General features: G+C 64.8%; 20 protein-coding genes. 18 read left to right on the forward strand and 2 right to left on the reverse strand.

Annotated elements, in window-relative coordinates; genetic code table 11:
• Positions 1–2: 2 nt before the first annotated feature.
• The 12 genes from TQ98_RS17970 (at position 3) to hemN (ending at position 11,724) form a co-directional block, all read left to right on the forward strand.
• The gene (locus TQ98_RS17970) at positions 3–170 is read left to right on the forward strand and encodes a CcoQ/FixQ family Cbb3-type cytochrome c oxidase assembly chaperone (RefSeq protein ID WP_044870270.1); all 168 of its coding nucleotides are present in this window, start codon (positions 3–5) and stop codon (positions 168–170) included.
• Complete coding sequence (gene ccoP, locus TQ98_RS17975; protein WP_044870271.1) at positions 167–1,102, forward strand: cytochrome-c oxidase, cbb3-type subunit III; 936 nt, start codon at positions 167–169, stop codon at positions 1,100–1,102. The genes TQ98_RS17970 and ccoP (TQ98_RS17975) overlap by 4 nt, the downstream gene beginning before the upstream one ends.
• Positions 1,103–1,537: 435 nt before the next feature.
• Positions 1,538–2,977, forward strand: a complete 1,440-nt coding sequence (ccoN, locus tag TQ98_RS17980; protein ID WP_044870272.1) for a cytochrome-c oxidase, cbb3-type subunit I — start codon at positions 1,538–1,540, stop codon at positions 2,975–2,977.
• Positions 2,977–3,588 carry a cytochrome-c oxidase, cbb3-type subunit II gene (ccoO, locus tag TQ98_RS17985; RefSeq protein WP_044870273.1) on the forward strand — a complete coding sequence of 204 codons (612 nt, stop codon included), beginning with the start codon at positions 2,977–2,979 and terminating at the stop codon, positions 3,586–3,588. Before ccoN ends, ccoO begins: the two co-directional genes overlap by 1 nt.
• A 6-nt stretch (positions 3,589–3,594) precedes the next feature.
• Positions 3,595–3,783 (forward strand): CcoQ/FixQ family Cbb3-type cytochrome c oxidase assembly chaperone, encoded by a 189-nt coding sequence (locus tag TQ98_RS17990; protein WP_044870274.1) that lies wholly within the window; start codon positions 3,595–3,597, stop codon positions 3,781–3,783.
• A complete protein-coding gene (gene ccoP / locus TQ98_RS17995) occupies positions 3,780–4,754 on the forward strand; it encodes a cytochrome-c oxidase, cbb3-type subunit III (protein ID WP_044870275.1) in 975 nt (324 codons plus the stop codon). Before TQ98_RS17990 ends, ccoP (TQ98_RS17995) begins: the two co-directional genes overlap by 4 nt.
• A 135-nt stretch (positions 4,755–4,889) precedes the next feature.
• Positions 4,890–6,305, forward strand: coding sequence for a cytochrome c oxidase accessory protein CcoG (gene ccoG, locus TQ98_RS18000; protein WP_044870276.1), 1,416 nt, complete (start codon positions 4,890–4,892; stop codon positions 6,303–6,305).
• Between the two features lie 14 nt (positions 6,306–6,319).
• Positions 6,320–6,817: a FixH family protein gene (locus tag TQ98_RS18005; RefSeq protein ID WP_044870277.1), complete on the forward strand. Its 498-nt coding sequence runs from the start codon at positions 6,320–6,322 to the stop codon at positions 6,815–6,817.
• A gap of 6 nt (positions 6,818–6,823) precedes the next feature.
• The gene (locus TQ98_RS18010; protein WP_044870278.1) at positions 6,824–9,223 is read left to right on the forward strand and encodes a heavy metal translocating P-type ATPase; all 2,400 of its coding nucleotides are present in this window, start codon (positions 6,824–6,826) and stop codon (positions 9,221–9,223) included.
• Positions 9,224–9,298: 75 nt separating this feature from the next.
• A complete protein-coding gene (gene ccoS, locus TQ98_RS18015; protein WP_044870279.1) occupies positions 9,299–9,520 on the forward strand; it encodes a cbb3-type cytochrome oxidase assembly protein CcoS in 222 nt (73 codons plus the stop codon).
• Positions 9,513–10,241 (forward strand): sulfite exporter TauE/SafE family protein, encoded by a 729-nt coding sequence (locus tag TQ98_RS18020; protein ID WP_044870280.1) that lies wholly within the window; start codon positions 9,513–9,515, stop codon positions 10,239–10,241. The genes ccoS and TQ98_RS18020 overlap by 8 nt, the downstream gene beginning before the upstream one ends.
• A 100-nt stretch (positions 10,242–10,341) precedes the next feature.
• Positions 10,342–11,724, forward strand: coding sequence for an oxygen-independent coproporphyrinogen III oxidase (gene hemN, locus TQ98_RS18025; RefSeq protein ID WP_044870281.1), 1,383 nt, complete (start codon positions 10,342–10,344; stop codon positions 11,722–11,724).
• Between the two features lie 7 nt (positions 11,725–11,731).
• Here the strand turns inward: hemN and TQ98_RS18030 are convergent, their stop codons facing one another.
• A complete protein-coding gene (locus tag TQ98_RS18030) occupies positions 11,732–12,169 on the reverse strand; it encodes a hypothetical protein (protein WP_177410183.1) in 438 nt (145 codons plus the stop codon).
• 146 nt (positions 12,170–12,315) lie between these two features.
• Between TQ98_RS18030 and fnr the strand changes: the two genes are divergently transcribed.
• From fnr to TQ98_RS18045, 3 genes are all read left to right on the forward strand, one after another.
• Entirely contained in the window at positions 12,316–13,050 is a 735-nt protein-coding gene (gene fnr, locus TQ98_RS18035; RefSeq protein WP_044870282.1) for a fumarate/nitrate reduction transcriptional regulator Fnr, read from the forward strand.
• A 65-nt stretch (positions 13,051–13,115) separates the two neighbouring features.
• Positions 13,116–13,664: an adenine phosphoribosyltransferase gene (locus TQ98_RS18040; RefSeq protein WP_044870283.1), complete on the forward strand. Its 549-nt coding sequence runs from the start codon at positions 13,116–13,118 to the stop codon at positions 13,662–13,664.
• 246 nt (positions 13,665–13,910) lie between these two features.
• A complete protein-coding gene (locus TQ98_RS18045) occupies positions 13,911–14,759 on the forward strand; it encodes a metal-dependent hydrolase (RefSeq protein WP_044870284.1) in 849 nt (282 codons plus the stop codon).
• Positions 14,760–14,905: 146 nt separating this feature from the next.
• On the opposite strand, the gene TQ98_RS18050 is transcribed toward TQ98_RS18045, so the two are convergent.
• Positions 14,906–15,604 carry a hypothetical protein gene (locus TQ98_RS18050; protein ID WP_044870285.1) on the reverse strand — a complete coding sequence of 233 codons (699 nt, stop codon included), beginning with the start codon at positions 15,602–15,604 and terminating at the stop codon, positions 14,906–14,908.
• 165 nt (positions 15,605–15,769) lie between these two features.
• Here TQ98_RS18050 and TQ98_RS18055 point away from each other — a divergent pair, with 165 nt between their 5' ends.
• The 3 genes from TQ98_RS18055 to TQ98_RS18065 are packed head-to-tail and all read left to right on the forward strand — an operon-like array spanning position 15,770 to position 18,920.
• A complete protein-coding gene (locus TQ98_RS18055; RefSeq protein WP_044870286.1) occupies positions 15,770–17,044 on the forward strand; it encodes an ATP-binding protein in 1,275 nt (424 codons plus the stop codon).
• Entirely contained in the window at positions 17,041–18,387 is a 1,347-nt protein-coding gene (locus TQ98_RS18060) for an HD domain-containing phosphohydrolase (protein ID WP_044870287.1), read from the forward strand. The genes TQ98_RS18055 and TQ98_RS18060 overlap by 4 nt, the downstream gene beginning before the upstream one ends.
• Positions 18,384–18,920: a response regulator gene (locus tag TQ98_RS18065; protein ID WP_044870288.1), complete on the forward strand. Its 537-nt coding sequence runs from the start codon at positions 18,384–18,386 to the stop codon at positions 18,918–18,920. Before TQ98_RS18060 ends, TQ98_RS18065 begins: the two co-directional genes overlap by 4 nt.
• Positions 18,921–18,934 lie beyond the last annotated feature (14 nt).

Below are 18,934 nucleotides of genomic sequence, written 5' to 3' on the forward strand. Positions count from 1 at the left end.
CCATGGACATCGGAACCCTGCGTGGCCTCGGCACCCTGCTGGTGCTGATCGCCACACTCGGCGTGATCTGTTGGGCCTACAGCGGAAAGCGCAAGGCCGCCTTCGACGAGGCTGCCAACCTGCCCTTCGCCGACGACGACCGGAACGATTCTAGGAGCACCCGCGCATGACCACTTTCTGGAGCTGGTACATAACCCTGCTCACCCTCTTCACCTTGCTGGCGCTGGTCTGGCTGATCTTCGCCACCCGCAAGGGCGAATCCCAGGGCACCACCGACCAAACCATGGGCCACGCCTTCGACGGCATCGAGGAGTACGACAATCCGCTGCCCAAGTGGTGGTTCTGGCTGTTCGTCGGCACTCTGGTCTTCGCTGCCGGCTACCTGGTGATGTACCCGGGTCTTGGCAATTGGAAGGGCCTGTTCCCCGGCTACGCCGATGGCTGGACCCAGGAAGCGCAGTGGCAGCGTGAAGTGAAGAAGGCCGAGCAGCAGTACGGCCCCATCTTCGCCCGCTACTCCGCCATGTCCATCGAGGACGTGGCCAAGGATCCGAACGCGATGAAGATGGGGGGGCGCCTGTTCGCCACCTATTGCTCCATCTGCCACGGCTCCGATGCCAAGGGTGCCCAGGGCTTCCCCAACCTCACCGACAGCAACTGGCGCTGGGGCGGCGAGCCGGAAACCATCAAGACGACCATCCTCCACGGCCGCATGGCCGCCATGCCGGCCTGGGGCGAAGTGTTGGGTGATGAGGGCGTGAAGAACGTCGCGGCCTATGTCCGCCAGGACCTGGCCGGCCTGAAGCTGCCGGAAGATGCCAAGGCCGACCTGGAAGCCGGCAAGAACCTGTTCGCCACCACCTGCGTCGCCTGCCACGGCGCCGAAGGCAAGGGCACTCCGGCCATGGGCGCCCCGGACCTGACCCATCCGGCCGCCTTCATCTACGGCTCCAGCCTTGCCCAGCTGCAGCAGACCATCCGCTACGGCCGCAACGGCCAGATGCCCGCCCAGCAGGAATACCTGGGCCAGGACAAGGTCCACGTCCTGGCTGCGTACATCTACAGCCTGTCCCACAAGGATCAGGAACTGGCCGCCAAGTAGTGAAGAAGTCGGAGTGGCGCACGGAAGCGCCACTCCAACCAGGCAGCCAGACCTTCGGGTCAAACTGCACGCCGCGCAAAAAGGCACCCTGAGCCGGGTGCCAGGGACACAGGGATGTGTCCACCCCTCCTTCTATACAGTGCGACCCAGTGTCGCACCTCTCCGACCAATAACACCCTCCCCGCTTTGACATCAGCTAAGCTGTTGCGCAGTCGCCACTTTGCACAACTCCAAGGCGATCCTTCCTGTCACGCAAAACATCAGGCTTCGGCGCCCCGTCGAGAAGAGCCGAAAACACAGCCACAAAACCTTGTCCAGAGGGCTCCAGGCCCCGGTTTGTATCGGCTTGTGTCGTTGCAATGGCTACCCTCTTTCTCCATACTTGCCGCCGATTTTTTGTCCCCAAAAAACTCCATTAACCGTGGAACCCCTAGCATGAGCACAGCAATCAGTCAGACTGCTTATAACTATAAGGTGGTCCGCCAGTTCGCCGTTATGACGGTGATCTGGGGGGTCATAGGGATGGGTCTAGGCGTGTTCATCGCCGCACAACTCGTGTGGCCGGAACTCAACCTGAACCTGCCCTGGACCTCTTTCGGCCGCCTGCGCCCCCTGCATACCAACGCGGTGATCTTCGCCTTCGGCGGATGCGCCCTGTTCGCCACTTCCTACTATGTGGTGCAGCGCACCTGCCAGACCCGTCTGGTATCCGATAGTCTGGCCGCCTTCACCTTCTGGGGTTGGCAAGCCGTGATCGTGCTGGCAATCATCACCCTGCCGCTGGGTTACACCTCCTCCAAGGAGTACGCCGAGCTGGAGTGGCCGGTCGACATCCTGCTGGGTCTCGTCTGGATCACCTACTGCGTCGTCTTCTTCGGCACCATCATCAAACGCAAGACCAAGCACATCTATGTGGGCAACTGGTTCTTCGGCGCCTTCATCCTGGTGACCGCCATGCTGCACATCGTCAACAGCATGGAAATGCCGGTCTACGCCTTCAAGTCGTACTCCATGTACTCCGGTGCCACCGACGCCATGATCCAGTGGTGGTACGGCCACAACGCCGTGGGCTTCTTCCTGACCACCGGCTTCCTGGGGATGATGTACTACTTCGTGCCGAAGCAGGCCGAGCGTCCGATCTACTCCTACCGCCTGTCCATCGTGCACTTCTGGGCGCTGATCACCCTGTACATCTGGGCCGGTCCGCACCACCTGCACTACACCGCCCTGCCGGACTGGGCCCAGTCCCTCGGCATGGCCATGTCCCTGATTCTGCTGGCTCCGAGCTGGGGCGGCATGATCAACGGCATGATGAGCCTGTCCGGCGCCTGGCATAAGCTGCGCTCCGACCCCATCCTGCGCTTCCTGGTGGTATCCCTGGCCTTCTACGGCATGTCCACCTTCGAAGGCCCGATGATGGCCATCAAGACCGTCAACGCCCTCTCCCACTACACCGACTGGACCATCGGCCACGTACACGCCGGCGCCCTCGGCTGGGTCGCGATGATCTCCATCGGCTCCCTGTACCACCTGATTCCGAAGGTGTTCGCCCGCCAGCAGATGCACAGCGTCGGTCTGATCAACGCCCACTTCTGGCTGGCCACCATCGGTACCGTTCTGTACATCGCCTCCATGTGGGTCAACGGCATCACCCAGGGCCTGATGTGGCGTGCAGTCAACGAAGACGGCACCCTCACCTACTCCTTCGTTGAAGCCCTTGAAGCCAGCCACCCGGGCTACCTGGTGCGCATGATCGGCGGCGCCTTCTTCGTGACCGGCATGCTGCTGATGGCCTACAACACCTACCGCACCGTACGTGCTGCCAAGCCGGCTGAATACGACGCCGCTGCGCAGATCCCGCAAGGAGCTCACTAATGAAGCAACACGAATTAGTCGAGAAGAACATCGGCCTGCTGGCCCTGTTCATGGTGATTGCCGTGAGCATCGGTGGCCTGGTGCAGATCGTGCCGCTGTTCTTCCAGGACGTGACTAACACCCCGGTTGAAGGCATGAAGCCGCGCACCGCGCTGGAACTCGAAGGCCGCGACATCTACATCCGCGAAGGCTGCGTTGGCTGCCACTCGCAGATGGTCCGTCCGTTCCGTGCCGAAACCGAGCGTTACGGCCACTACTCCGTGGCCGGCGAAAGCGTCTGGGACCACCCCTTCCTGTGGGGCTCCAAGCGTACCGGTCCGGACCTGGCCCGCGTGGGCGGCCGCTACTCCGACGACTGGCACCGTGCGCACCTGTACAACCCGCGCAACGTAGTGCCGGAGTCGAAGATGCCCGCCTACCCCTGGCTGGTTGAGAACAAGCTCGACGGCAAGCACACCGCTGACAAGATGGAAGCTCTGCGCAAGCTGGGCGTGCCCTACACCGACGAAGACATCGCCGGCGCCAAGGCAGCAGTGAAAGGCAAGACCGAAATGGAAGCGCTGGTCGCATTCCTGCAAGGTCTGGGCACCGCTATCAAGAACAAACGGTAACGCAAGATGGATATCGGCACTCTCCGCGGCATAGGCACCTTCATTGTCTTCGTCGCCTTCATCGGCGTCGTGCTCTGGGCCTACAGCAGCAAGCGCAAGAGCAGCTTCGACGAAGCGGCCAACCTGCCCTTCGCGGATGAGCCGCCCAAAACCTCCGAGCGTGACGAGCAAGCTTCTAGGAGTAACAAAGAATGACTTCGTTCTGGAGTTGGTACGTAACCCTCCTCACCAGCGCCACGCTGGTGGCGCTGACCTGGCTGATCTTCGCCACCCGTCGCGGCCAGCGTCAGGAAAGCACCGATGAAACCGTTGGCCACGCCTTCGACGGCATCGAGGAATATGACAACCCGCTGCCCAAGTGGTGGTTCATGCTGTTCGTCGGCACCCTGATCTTCGCCGTCGGCTACCTGGTCATGTACCCGGGCATGGGCAACTGGAAAGGCATGTTCCCCGGCTACGGCGAAGTTGCCGAAGGCAAGCCGTTCGCCAACGGCCAGAGCGGCTGGACCGGCGTACACCAGTGGGAAAAGGAGATGGACAAGGCTGACCAGCAGTACGGCCCGATCTTCGCCAAGTACGCTGCCATGCCCATCGAAGAAGTAGCGCAGGACCCGAAAGCCCTGAAAATGGGCGGCCGCATGTTCGCGTCCTACTGCTCCGTGTGCCACGGCTCCGACGCCAAGGGCGCCTACGGCTTCCCGAACCTGACCGACCACGACTGGCGCTGGGGTGGCGAAGCCGCCACCATCAAGACCACCATCATGGGCGGTCGCCACGGCCTGATGCCGGCCTGGGGCGAAGTCATTGGCGACCAGGGCGTGCGTGACGTAGCCGCCTTCCTGCGCGTGACCCTGCACGGTCGCGAGCTGCCGAAGGACGTGAAGGCCGATCCGGAAGCCGGCAAGGCCATCTTCGCTGCCAACTGCGTAGCCTGCCACGGCGCCGAAGGCCAGGGCACCCCGGCCATGGGTGCGCCGAACCTGACCCACCCGAACGCCTTCATCTACGGCAGCAGCTACGCCCAGCTGCAACAGACCATCCGCTACGGTCGCCAAGGCACCATGCCGGCCCAGGAGCAAGTCCTCGGCAACGACAAGGTACACCTGCTGGCTGCCTACGTTTACAGCCTGTCGCAGAAACCTGCTGCAGAAGCTGAAGCCAAGTAATACCCTCGCCTGCCATGCGCGACGCACTGTCGCACATGGCAGGCAGCTATCAGGCGTACCATATATAGCGGATAGAAGAACTCCGACCGGCAATGTACTGGTCCGAGCATCGATGACCGCCGTGGTATGAGAAAGATGAGCGAACAGATTCCCGTCAAGAACATCACCCCTCCCCCGGCCAAGGGCGGTGCAACCACCGACCTCTACGCCAGTCGCGAAAAGATCTACACCCGAGCCTTCACAGGCCTCTTCCGCAACCTGCGGATGACCGGCGGCGCCTTCCTCTTCCTGCTTTACTTCGGCACCGTCTGGCTCAACTGGAACGAGCGCCAGGCCGTCTGGTGGAACCTGCCCGAACGCAAGTTCTACATCTTCGGCGCCACCTTCTGGCCCCAGGACTTCGTACTCCTCTCCTGGTTGTTGATCATCTGCGCCTTCGGCCTGTTCTTCATTACCGTATTCGCCGGCCGCGTCTGGTGCGGCTACACCTGCCCCCAGAGCGTCTGGACCTGGATCTTCATGTGGTGCGAGAAAGTCACCGAGGGTGACCGCAACCAGCGCATGAAGCTCGACAAGGCCCCCATGAGCGGCCAGAAACTCCTGCGCAAGTCCGCCAAGCATGGCCTCTGGCTGCTGATCGGCTTCGCCACCGGCATGACCTTCGTCGGCTACTTCACCCCCATCCGCGAACTGGCCTTCGAGTTCTTCACCGGCGCCGCCAGCGGCTGGGCCTACTTCTGGGTGTCCTTCTTCACCCTCGCCACGTACGGCAACGCCGGTTGGTTGCGCGAGCAGGTGTGCATCTACATGTGCCCCTACGCCCGCTTCCAGAGCGTGATGTTCGACAAGGACACCCTGATCGTCTCCTACGACCCGCGCCGCGGCGAGTCCCGTGGCCCGCGCAAGAAAGGCCTCGACTACAAGGCCCAGGGTCTCGGCGACTGCATCGACTGCACCATGTGCGTCCAGGTCTGCCCCACCGGCATCGACATCCGTGACGGCCTGCAGATCGAATGCATCGGCTGCGCGGCCTGCATCGACGCCTGCGACAGCATCATGGAGAAGATGAACTACCCGAAAGGGCTGATCAGCTACACCACCGAACACAACCTGAATGGCCAGAAGACGCACCTGATGCGCCCACGCCTGATCGGTTACGCTATCGCCCTCGTCGCCATGATCGGCCTGTTCGCCTACGCCGTGGCCATCCGCTCCCTGGTGGAACTGGACGTGATCAAGGACCGCGTGCTGTTCCGCGAAAACGAACAAGGCCGCATCGAGAACGTCTACACCCTGAAGATCATGAACAAGTCCCAGGCGGACCAGACCTTCGTGATCGATGCCGAGGGCCTGGACGGCCTGGTCTACGAAGGCAAGCGCGAAGTGCGCGCCGAAGCGGGCGAAGTGCTCTCGGTACCGGTGGAACTGTCCATCGACCCCGACCAGCTGCCATCCAGCACCAACAAGATCCTCTTCCGCGTCCACAGCGCGGATGACACCAGTATCAAGACCGACGCCGACAGCCGTTTCATTGGCCCCAGCGTCCGCTAGCAAACGGAAGCCCCATGCAGTCCGAAACTCCCAGCCCCTGGTACAAGCAGCCCTGGCCCTGGTTCATCATCGCCATCCTCGGCACCTCGGTGGTGCTCGGCACCACCATGCTGGTGATCGCCACGAAGAATCCGCCGAGCCTGGTCGCCGACAACTATTACGAAGTCGGCAAGGGCATCAACACCTCCCTGGAGCGGGAGAACCTCGCCAAGCAGCTCGGCATGAAAGCCAGCCTGCGGTTGGATGAAGCCAGCGGCCAGGTGGACCTGGAGCTGGCGGGCACCAGCCGGCCGCAACAGGTGGTGCTGAGCCTGCTCTCCCCCACCCAGCAGGAAAAGGACCGCCGAATCGTGCTTCAGCCCCAGGCTGACGGCCACTATCGCGGCCAGCTGCCGGATGCGGTCAGCGGCCGTCGCTTCGTCGAACTGATCGGCCAGGAGCAGGGCCAGGACTGGCGCCTGTTCGAGGAAGAAACCCTGGACAAGGGCAGCGTCATCCGCCTTGGCGAATAAGCGCCCATGAGCGCTCCCCTCCCCTGCTATCACTGCGGGCTGCCGGTTCCGGCCGGCAGCCGCTTCGAGGCCCGCGTGCTGGGAGAGACGCGGGCCATGTGCTGTCCGGGTTGCCAGGCGGTAGCCGAGGCCATCGTCGCCGGCGGCCTGGAGAACTACTACCGCCACCGCAGCGACACCGCCGCCAACCCCGACGCCCTGCCCCGCGAGCTGCCTGATGAGTTGGCCCTCTACGACCGTGCCGAAGTCCAGCAGCCCTTCGTCCAGCACCAGGGCGAGCTCAGCGAAACCTGCCTGCTGATCGAAGGCATCAGCTGCGCCGCCTGCGGCTGGTTGATCGAGAAGCACCTCAGAACGCTGCCGGGCATCGCCGAGGCCAGCCTCAACCTGTCCAACCACCGCTTGCAGGTGCGCTGGTCCGACAGCCAGATGCCCCTCAGCCAGCTCCTCAAGGAACTGCGCAAGATCGGTTACGCCGGCCACCCCTACAAGGCGGACGAAGCCGCCGAACGCCTGGCCAGCGAAAACCGCCGCGCCATGCGCCAACTGGGGGTCGCCGGTCTCCTGTGGATGCAGGTGATGATGGCCGCCATGGCCACCTGGCCGGAGTTCAACATCGACCTGTCCCCCGAGCTGGACACCATCCTGCGCTGGGTCAGCCTGTTCCTCACCACGCCCATCGTCTTCTACTGCTGCGGCCAGTTCTTCCGTGGCGCCCTGCGGGATCTGCGCACCCGTCACCTGACCATGGACGTCTCGGTTTCCCTGGCCATTGGCGGTGCCTACGTCGCCGGCATCTGGTCCACCGTCACCGGCGTGGGTGAACTCTATTTCGACGCGGTGGGCATGTTCGCCCTCTTCCTCCTGGCTGGCCGCTATCTCGAGCGTCGCGCCCGCGAGCGCACCGCGGCCGCCACGGCACAATTGGTGAACCTGCTGCCGGCCTCCTGCCTGCGCCTCCACGCCGGGGGCCATAGCGAGCGCATCCTGCTCAGCGAACTGAAGGTGGGCGACCGCGTGCTGGTGCCGCCAGGCGCCTTGCTACCGGCCGATGGCCGCATCCTGTCCGGCCAGTCCAGCGTCGACGAGTCCCTGCTCACCGGCGAATACCTGCCCCACCCACGCAGCGTGGGCGACGCCGTCACCGCTGGAACCCTGAACGTCGAAGGCCCGCTGACCGTCGAAGTCCAGGCCCTCGGGGACGACACCCGGCTTTCGGCCATCGTCCGCCTCCTGGAACGTGCCCAGGCCGACAAGCCACGCCTGGCCGAAGTGGCCGACAAGGTAGCCCAGTGGTTCCTGCTGATCGTCCTCGGCGCCGCCGCCATCGTCGGCGTCGTCTGGTGGCAGATCGATGCGGATCGTGCCTTCTGGGTCGTGCTTTCCCTGCTGGTCGCCACCTGCCCCTGCGCCCTGGCCCTGGCCACCCCCACCGCACTGACCACCGCCACCGGCAGCCTGCACAAGCTGGGCCTGCTGCTGACTCGGGGCCACGTGCTGGAAGGCCTGAACCAGATCGACACGGTGATCTTCGACAAGACCGGCACCCTCACCGAGGGCCGCCTGACGCTGAGCGCCATCCACCCCCTGGGCATCCTGGACAAGGACGCTTGCCTGGCCCTGGCCGCCGCCCTGGAGAACCGTTCAGAGCACCCCATCGCCCGAGCCTTCGGCCGCGCCCCCCAGGCCGCCGAGCATGTTGAAAGCGTGCCGGGGCGCGGGTTGGAAGGCCGGGTTGGCGAACGCCGCCTGCGCATCGGTCAGCCCGGTTTCGTCAGCGAACTCAGCGGCCAGCCGGCTCCGGCCATTCCTGGCGACCAAGGCCAGTGGCTGCTGCTGGGGGATGAACAGGGACCGCTGGCCTGGTTCGTCCTCGACGACCGCCTGCGGGCAGACGCCCCCGCCCTGCTGGACACCTGCCGCGAGCGTGGCTGGAAGCTGCTGCTGCTCTCCGGTGACAGCTCGCCCATGGTCGCCGGCATCGCCCGCCAGCTCGGAATCGACGACGCCCGTGGCGGCCTCACGCCGGATGCCAAGCTGGAAGTGCTGCGCCAGCTCCACCAGCAGGGCCAAAGGGTCCTCATGTTGGGCGATGGCGTGAATGACGTGCCGGTGCTGGCCGGCGCCGATATCAGCGTCGCCATGGGCAGCGCCACGGACCTCGCCAAGACCAGCGCAGACGCCGTGCTGCTGTCCAACCGCCTCGACAGCCTGGTACAGGCCTTTGCCGTCGCCCGCCGGACCCGCCGCATCATCATCGAGAACCTGGCCTGGGCGACCCTGTACAATGGCCTGGTTCTGCCCTTCGCCGCCCTTGGCTGGATTACCCCCCTCTGGGCGGCGTTCGGCATGTCGGTCAGCTCGCTGCTGGTGGTATTGAATGCCCTCCGGCTGGCCAGAGGCTAGAAACCGGCGGCTGGAGTCCGAAGCGAGGTGCCTTCGCTCCGACTTCCGCCTCCCGCTCCACAACGAGATTTCGCCATGCCCGCGTTATACATCCTGATCCCGGTCGCCATCGGCCTGGTCGGTTTCGCCATCTGGCTGTTCTTCTGGGCCGTGGACAGCGGCCAGTACGACGACCTCGATGGCCCGGCCCACAGCATCCTCTTCGATGACGAAGACCCCAAGCACCAGGCCGGCATCGCCGAAGCGGAAGGCAACGACAAGCCCCAGCAGGACGAACAGGACAAGCCCCGTGGCTGAACTCGCTCCCCTGCTGGTCTCCGCCCTCATCCTCGGCCTGCTCGGCGGCGGCCATTGCCTCGGCATGTGCGGTGGCCTGATGGGCGCCCTGACCCTCGCCATCCCACCTGAACAACGCGCCCGGCGACTGCAGCTGCTGCTGGCCTACAACGTCGGCCGCATCCTCAGCTATACCCTCGCAGGCCTGCTGATCGGCCTGGCGGGCTGGGCCATTGCCAGCAGCCCGGCCGCCATGGCGCTGCGCGTGGTCGCGGCGGCGCTGCTGATCTGTATGGGCCTGTACCTGGCCGGCTGGTGGAGCGGCCTGACCCGCATCGAAGCCCTGGGCCAGGGGCTCTGGCGCCACATCCAGCCGGTGGCGCGCAAGCTGTTGCCGGTGTCCAGCCTCCCCCGCGCGCTGCTCCTCGGCGGTCTCTGGGGCTGGCTGCCCTGCGGCCTCGTCTACAGCACCCTGCTCTGGTCCGCCAGCCAGGGCTCCGCGGCCGACAGCGCCCTGCTGATGCTGGCCTTCGGCGTCGGCACCCTGCCGGTTCTCATTGCCACGGGCCTGGCCGCCGAGCGCCTGACCGCCTTGCTGCGCAAGCGCGGCGTGCGGGTGGCCGGTGGCCTGCTGGTGATTCTCTTCGGCCTCTGGACCCTGCCCGGCCCGCACCAGGCCTGGCTGATGGGCCATGGCGGACACGGCACCACCGCCAGCAGCGAGCACCATCACAGCCACTGAACAGGTCAACAGCCCATACACCGCTTGATACAAATCAAGATCGCCATGACGGGAGCCCCCTAGACTGCCGGGCACAGACAGCCGAACCGGGGATTCCCGCATGCTCGACGACATTAGCTGGGACGCCGGCCTGATCCGCCGCTACGACACCCCAGGCCCGCGCTACACCTCCTACCCCACCGCCGTGCAGTTCAATCACCGGGTGGGCTCCTTCGAACTGCTCCATGCCCTGCGCGAAAGCCGCAAGGCGAGCCGCCCCCTCTCGCTCTACGTGCACGTGCCGTTCTGCGCGAACATTTGCTACTACTGCGCCTGCAACAAGGTCATCACCAAGGACCGCGGCCGCGCCCTGCCCTACCTGGAGCGCCTGGAGCGGGAAATCGAGCTGATCGCCTGCCACCTCGACCCACAACAGAAGGTCGAACAGCTGCATTTCGGCGGTGGCACGCCCACGTTCCTCAGCCACGACGAACTGCGCCGGCTCATGAACTACCTGCGCACACACTTCAACCTGCTTGACGACGATTCGGGCGACTACGGCATCGAGATCGATCCGCGTGAGGCGGACTGGTCCACCATGGGCCTGCTTCGGGACCTGGGCTTCAATCGCGTCAGCCTCGGTGTGCAGGACCTGGACCCCGCCGTGCAGCGCGCCGTCAACCGGCTGCAGAGCCTGGAAGAAACCCGCGCCATCGTCGAAGCCGCGCGCACCCTCCAATTCCGCTCGCTGAACCTCGACCTGATCTACGGCCTGCCCAAGCAAACGCCGGACAGCTTCGCCCGCACGGTGAACGAAGTGATCGCCCTGCAGCCGGACCGGCTATCGGTATTCAACTATGCACACCTGCCGGAGCGCTTCCTGCCCCAGCGCCGCATCCGCAGCGAAGACCTGCCCAGCCCCGGCGAGAAACTGGAAATGCTCCAGCGCAGCATCGAACAGCTGACCGCTGCCGGCTACCGCTACATCGGCATGGACCACTTCGCCCTGCCCGATGACGAACTGGCCATCGCCCAGGAAGACGGCCGCCTGCAACGCAACTTCCAGGGCTACACCACCCATGGCCACTGCGACCTGATCGGCCTTGGGGTTTCCGCCATCAGCCAGATCGGCGACCTCTACTGCCAGAACACCATCCAGTTGAACGAGTACCAGTCCTCCCTGGAACAGGGCTTGCTCGCCACCAATCGCGGCCTGGTCTGCGAAGACGACGATCGCATTCGGCGAGCGGTGATCCAGCAACTGATCTGCGAATTCGAATTGGATTTCGCCAGCATCGAAACCCACTTCAACATCGAATTTCGCGGCTATTTCGGCGATATCTGGCCGCAACTGGAGCAAATGGCCAAGGACAGACTGATCGATCTCAGCGACAGCCGAATCGACGTACTCCCCGCCGGCCGCCTGCTGGTTCGCTCGCTGTGCATGCTCTTCGACCACTACCTGGCGGGCCAGGTCCAGCGGCGTTTTTCCCGGGTGATCTGACGCCAGGTCAGGCGGTCAGCAGCCGCCCGACCTCCAGCGCCTGCTCATCGCTGAGGCCGGCCTCGCGGACCGCCTTGGCCAGATTGAGTTGGGCGCTGGTCAAGGCGCTGCGCAGCGCGTTGAGTTGGCTGCGAACCGCCTCCAGGCGCTGCACGTCCAGGGTCCCGTCGGCGGCAATGGCGTCCAGCTCGGCCTGCCGCTCGGCGAGCTGCGCCTTCAGTGCACGGATCAGCTTCAGCAACTCCTTGATGCCGTCGGGCAGGCTGCTCTCATCGATATCGTCGTTCTTCTGCGGGGCACTGGTCTTGCCAAGATTCGACAGGCTCACGCGGATGCCCTCACGCACACCGTCGGCGTCCGCCGGTCCTTCCTCCCGACGTGCGACCTGTCGCCGCACCGCCTCCGCCACGCGCATCAGGGGGCTATTCGTGTCCAAGCGCAACATAGGCTGCTCCATGCCTGATTTCGCACTGGCTATCGGCTGATTTCGGCAAAACTTGAGCGACAGGTCAGGTAGGCTTTTTCTGGCTGTCGCCTACACCCTGCGTTAACCTTACGCGTTATGTGTGTTTGTTTTGCAAGGAATAGCTCATGTCCGAAATCATCAAGGTGCGTAACGTACCTCAGGCCCACTGCAAGGACTGCAGCTTGGCGGCCCTCTGCCTGCCCCTGTCACTGAACATGGAAGACATGGACGCGCTGGACGAGATCGTCAAGCGTGGCCGTCCCCTGAAGAAGGGTGAACTCCTGTTCCGCCAGGGCGACGAATTCGGCTCCGTCTTCGCGGTGCGCTCCGGTGCCCTCAAGACCTTCACCGTCACCGATGCCGGCGAAGAGCAGATCACCGGTTTCCACCTGCCCAGCGAACTGGTCGGTCTCTCCGGCATGGACACCGAGCTCTACCCGGTATCCGCCCAGGCCCTGGAAACCACCTCGGTGTGCGAAATTCCCTTCGAGCGCCTGGACGAACTGTCGGTCCAGCTGCCGCAACTGCGCCGTCAGCTGATGCGGGTCATGAGCCGGGAAATCCGCGACGACCAGCAAATGATGCTGCTGCTCTCCAAGAAGACCGCCGACGAACGCATCGCCACCTTCCTGGTCAACCTCTCGGCCCGCTTCCGCGCCCGTGGTTTCTCCGCCAACCAGTTCCGCCTGGCCATGTCGCGCAACGAAATCGGCAACTACCTGGGCCTGGCGGTAGAAACCGTCTCCCGCGTCTTCACCCGTTTCCAGCAGTCCGGCCTGATCGCCGCCGAAGGCAAGGAAGTCCACATCCTCGACCCCATCGAACTCTGCGCCATGGCCGGCGGGAGCATCGAAAGCTGATTCCCGCGGGGCTGCCCGTCCGGCGGCCCCGCCTGATCCATCCCGCCATCCTCCAGGCCTCGACGATGATTTTCGACGACTTCTCCATCAAGACCCTGATCCGCCCCGTACTGGACTTCCCCAAGCCCGGCGTGGTGTTCCGCGACATTACTCCCCTGTTCCAGTCGCCCCGCGCGCTGCGCCTGGTGGCCGACAGCTTCATCCAGCGTTACGTCGAAGCCGACTTCAGCCACATCGGCGCCATGGACGCCCGTGGCTTCCTGATCGGATCGATCATCGCCTACGAACTCAACAAGCCCCTGGTGCTCTTCCGCAAGCAGGGCAAGCTGCCGGCCGACGTGCTCTCCGAGCCCTACCAGACCGAGTACGGCGAAGCCTTCCTGGAAGTCCACAGCGACAGCCTGTGCGAAGGCGACAAGGTCCTGATCTTCGATGACCTGATCGCCACCGGCGGCACCCTGCTGGCCGCCGCACGACTGGTCCGCCGCATGGGCGCCAGCGTGTTCGAAGCCGCCGCCATCATCGACCTGCCGGAACTGGGCGGCTCCGAGCGCCTGGGCGAAGCCGGCATCCCCACCTTCTCCCTCACCGCCTTCGCCCTCGACGAGCGCTGAGTGACGTGCGGGCCCGCGCCAGCGGGCCCGCACCCAACCGAAGCACGGCCGCTCTGACCGGGTTACAGCGCCTTCCGCAGACGTTACCCCTCGCCCCACCCCACCCCGCGAACACCCGCCGAAAGTTGGCGCCCAGGCCCTCGCGCCCGCCTCCTCGATCCTCAATAGTTACATCGACTGATGGCACGGTCGCCCGCGCCACCGATAACAACAATGGACGGCTCCCCGAGCCCGAGAGGATCCCGCATGACCGCCACCGCCACCGCCACCGCCAGCGCCGCCCTGCCCAAGGCCAATTTCCCCGTTCGCCGCATGGATTTCAGCTTCGCGTCGACCCAGAAGTACTGGTGGAGTGGCGATCCCTTCATGACCCACTTCATGAACAACCTGTCCTCGCTCTTCCCCTACGGCGAGAAGTTCTTCGTCGACAGCGTGCGCGCCGTGCGCGACCAGGTCAGTGATCCGCAACTGCAGAAGGACATCAGCGCCTTCATCGGCCAGGAGGCCATGCACTCCAAGGAACACGCCACCTACAACGACTACGCCGCCGAGCACGGCATCGACCTGGAGCGCCTGGAACTGCGCATCAAGGTCCTGCTGGAATGGGTCACCCGCTTCACCACGAAGAAGCAGCGCCTGGCCGCCACCTGCGCCCTGGAACACTTCACCGCCACCATGGCCGAGCAATTGCTGCGCCGCGAAGACATCAACACCCAGATGGATGATCCGAAGATGTACACGCTGTGGATGTGGCACGCCATCGAGGAGAACGAACACAAGGCGGTCTGCTACGACGCCTACAACGCCGTCGGCGGCGGCTACCTGATCCGCACCATCACCATGTTCCTGACCACCTTCCTGTTCTTCGGCGTGATCATGAGCTTCCAGGTCCACCTGATGCGCAAGGACGGCCAGCTGTTCAACTGGCGCAGCTGGTCGCGCGGCCTGAAGACCCTGCTCGGCCCGCGCAATGGCTACTTCCCGAAGATGATCAAGCCGTACCTGGACTACTACCGCCCCGGCTTCCACCCCTTCGATCACGAAACCCGTCCGCTGGAGAAGCGCTGGAAGGCACGCCTGGGGTTCAGTGGCTGAACGTCCAGTCGCCTTCCTGTGGGGGCGATTTCAATCGCCAAGCGGGCCGCAGGTCCGCCCAGACAGTTCGCGGGGGCAACTGCGTTGCCCTTGGCGAATGAGTTCGCCCCTACAAGGAAGCGGCGTCCCCGGAGCGGGCTTGCCCCTCACTCCTCCTCGAAATACTCCGCGAAAAACCTGTCCAGCTCCCCCTCGTAGCTGTCCAGGGAATACAGCGTGTCCGCTGCCAGCAGGTCCAGCAGGATCAGGCCATTGAGGCTGGAATCCTCCTCGGCGGCGGCGCGCAGGCGGCCGGCCATGCCCAGATTGACCAGCCGCAGGTTGCGGTACAGCTCGCGCAGGCCATCCATCGCCCAATCCGGCTCCAACCCGCGCCCCTGGCGAAGGTGCTGGCCCAGCAGGTAGGTACCGAGGGAGCGATAGAGGGTCTCAGCCGAGGTGCTGAACGGCCAGTGGAACCAGGCCATGGCCCGCAGCATCCGGGTGTGGGGACAACCGCTGGTCGCCCCGAGCAACCCCAGCAACGACCCTACGGCCCGCTGCAGGGTGGTCTTCTGGCGGATCTCCCGGTCGCGACAGGACACGGTCACCAGGACCTCCTCGTACGACGGCGAGTTCGCCAGCATTGCCACTGGTCGCGCCAGCGCACGGGCGAAGGGACAATCACGCACCTCTGCCGCCTTCAGCGGGCAATGGCTGCATTGCTGGAACTCCAGCCGCGCCCAGTCCGGGGCATCCTCCGGGGGATGTGGCGCCACCACGTCCACCTCATGGACCCAGAGGCGGTCATCGGGGAAATGGAATGCGTAGCGAACCGGCGCCTCTGTCCTTGCTTTCGGCTCCATGGTCTACCCTGACCTCCTGAACGAGGGAAATTTCGTCGCGGCCCCAGGCTTGCCGTCAGGAATTGAACGCCTGGAATCTGTCTTACACTTCGTACAACAAAGTAGGACACGCGCCAGAATTCAACCCTGCCAACCGATCCTCAGCGAAAAAAAGCGGGCGACATCATGGATAGCAGCCCTATGGACTTTGCCGGAGCTCTGGTCGAACAGATCGAGGTGGGCGTCATCCTTCTCGACCATGACCTGCGAATCCTTCACTGGAACACCTTCGTCAGCCAACGCAGCGGCAAGGCACTGGCCCCGGCGCGCGGCCAACCGCTGGTCAGCGTGTTCCCGGAAGCCGACACCAACCGCCTCGAACAGATGGTCGCCAAGGCGCGGGACGAGGGCCTGCATGCCTACACCCACTGGCGCGAAGACCCCTACCTGATCCAGATGCACTATGGCCCCGAAGGCCAGACCAGCCCGCTGCGGCTGCAAAGCACCCTGTTCTTCCCCTTCGACTGCCAGGGTCAGCGCTGCTTCGGCCTGCTGCTCTACGACACCACCGAGTTCGCCCGCTCCAACGAGGAACTGACCACCGCCCTCAACGCCCTGGGCAGCAAGCAGTTGGAGCAGGAACAGCTGATGCACAAGCTGGAAAAGGCCAACGCCCAGCTGCTGCAATCGGAAAAGCTCGCCGCCATCGGCCAGCTCGCCGCGGGCGTGGCCCACGAGATCAACAACCCCATTGGCTACGTCTTCTCCAACCTCAAGACCCTGACCGGCTACGTCAACGACCTGCTGCGCATCGTCGACGCCGTGGACGGCGTCAGCAGCCTGGACGAGCTCCAGCAGCTCAAGCGCAGCCTCGAATACGACTACATCCGCAATGACGTCGAGGCGCTGATCCACGAATCCGAGGACGGCATCGAGCGGGTCAAGAAGATCATCACCGCCCTCAAGGACTTCTCCCACATCGAAGAGGAGGAATTCCGCGCGGCAGACCTGCACAAGGGCTTCGACAGCACCCTCAACCTGGTGAACAACGAGCTCAAGTACAAGGCCGAAGTGGTGCGGGAATATGGCGACCTGCCGCCGGTGGAGTGCATTCCCTCGCAGATCAACCAGGTGGTCATGAACCTGCTGATCAACGCTGCCCACGCCATCGAGGGTTTCGGCCGCATCTCGCTGCGCAGCAGCCACGAGGGCGACTGGATCTGGCTGGAAGTGGAAGACAACGGCAAGGGCATCGACCCGGCCATCCTCAACCGCATCTACGAACCCTTCTTCACCACCAAGCCCGTGGGCAAGGGCACGGGGCTCGGCCTCGCGCTCTCCTACAACATCGTGCAGAAACACAATGGGCGCATCGAAGTCTTCAGCAGTCCCGGTCAGGGCACCCGCTTCCGTGTCTGGCTGCCCACGCGCCAGCCCCTGCCGGACGGAGCGCCCACATGACCGAAGCCCCGTGCCGCCCGACCCTGCTGCTGGTGGATGACGAGGAAAACATCCTCAGCGCCCTGCGCCGGGTCCTGCGCGGCGAGCCCTACGACCTGCTCACCGCGACCAGTGGCAGTGCTGCCCTGGACATGCTGGCCGGGCAGCAGGTTGACCTGGTGGTCTCCGACGCCCGCATGCCCGGTCTCGACGGCCCCAGCCTGCTGGCCGAGGTGCAACGGCGCTGGCCCGGCACCGTGCGCATCCTCCTCACCGGCGCCGCCGACCTGGACACCAGCATCCGCGCCATCAACCAGGGGCAGATCTACCGCTACCTGGGCAAACCCTGGAATGACGACGAACTGCGCTTCACCCTGCGACAGGCCCTCGCGCACCAACATGCCGAACGCGAGCACCGACGCCTGGAGAGCCTCACCCTGGAGCAGAACCAGCGGCTGCACGAACTCAACGCCAGCCTGGAACAACGGGTCGTCGACCGCACCGCCGAGCTGCAGCAGACCGCCGACATGCTCGACCTCGCCTACGACGAATTGCGGCGCAGCTACGTAACCGCCACCGAAGTCTTCTCCTCCCTGCTTGCCCAGCGCCTGCCGGGAGACACGCAGGGCAACGCCCAGGTCATCGCCTTGGTCCGGGCCTTCGCGGCCGAGCACCAGTTGCCGGAGACCGACCGACGAGACCTGGCCATGGCCGCCGCCCTCTACAACCTCGGCAAGCTGACCTGGGACGACCAGTTGCTGAACCGCCCCAGCGACCTGATGCACCGTGAGGAGCGCGAACGTTACGTCCGCTACCCGGCCCTTGGCGAAAGCCTGCTGATGGCCCTGGAGCCCCTGCACGATGCCGGCCGGCTGATCCGCCATCACCAGGAGCGCTGGAACGGCACCGGCTTCCCCGACCAGTTGCGCGGCGAAGACATCCCCTTCGGCGCCCGGCTGCTCAAACTGGCGGTGGATTTCGTCGAGCTGCAATTCGGCCTGGTGCTGCAACGGGAAGTGCCGCGCCAGGAAGCCCTGCAGTTCCTCACCCGCTACGCCGGACGCCTCTACGACCCCGAGCTCTGCCGGCTCTTCACCGACTTCTGCACCCGCAGCGCGCCGGACCTGCTGGATGCGACCGCCGGCATCCTCGCCGTGGATACCCGACGCCTGGAACCGGGCATGGTCCTGGCGCGCAACCTCCAGGCCGATAGCGGGATGCTCCTGCTCAACGCCGGCAAGCAGCTCAGCCGCGCGCTGATCGACAAGCTCATCGCCTTCGAGGCCAGCGAAGGCGCGCGCTACACCCTCCATATCCGCCAGCCCGAGGCTGAAGCGGCACCGGCCAAGGAGCAGACATCATGATCAACATCCAACTGGTGGACGACGAACCCCAGATCCTCACGGCCCTGCAACGTCTGCTGCGCCCCCAGGGCTGGAGCCTGCACCTGTTCGACAACCCCGAGGAAGCGCTGTCGGCATTGGCCGAGCACCAGTACGCCGCCATCGTCTGCGACCTCAACATGCCGCAACTGGACGGCCTCAACTACCTGCAGTTCGCCCGCCAACGCCAGCCCGACGCCGTGCGCCTGCTGCTCAGCGCCCATGGCGACCGCGCCACCCTCATGCAGGCGATCAACCGCGCCGAGGTCTACCGCTTCCTGTCCAAGCCCTGGGTGAACTACGAGATAGAAACCGCACTGCAGGCCGCCGTCGACCTCTACCTGCTGCGCGACGAGAACCGGCGTTTGCTGGAACAGGTGCGCGGCCAGCAGCACACCCTGGACCGCCAGCGCCGTGAACTGCTGCGCCTGGAAGCCGAGCACCCGGGCCTGACCCGCGTGCGCCGCGACCACGACGGCGCGGTGCTGCTGGACGGTTACGACCTGGACGACTGAGCCGGGTCAGCCAG

Origin of the sequence: Pseudomonas sp. LFM046 (genome assembly GCF_000949385.2) — a bacterium.
GTDB lineage: Bacteria > Pseudomonadota > Gammaproteobacteria > Pseudomonadales > Pseudomonadaceae > Metapseudomonas.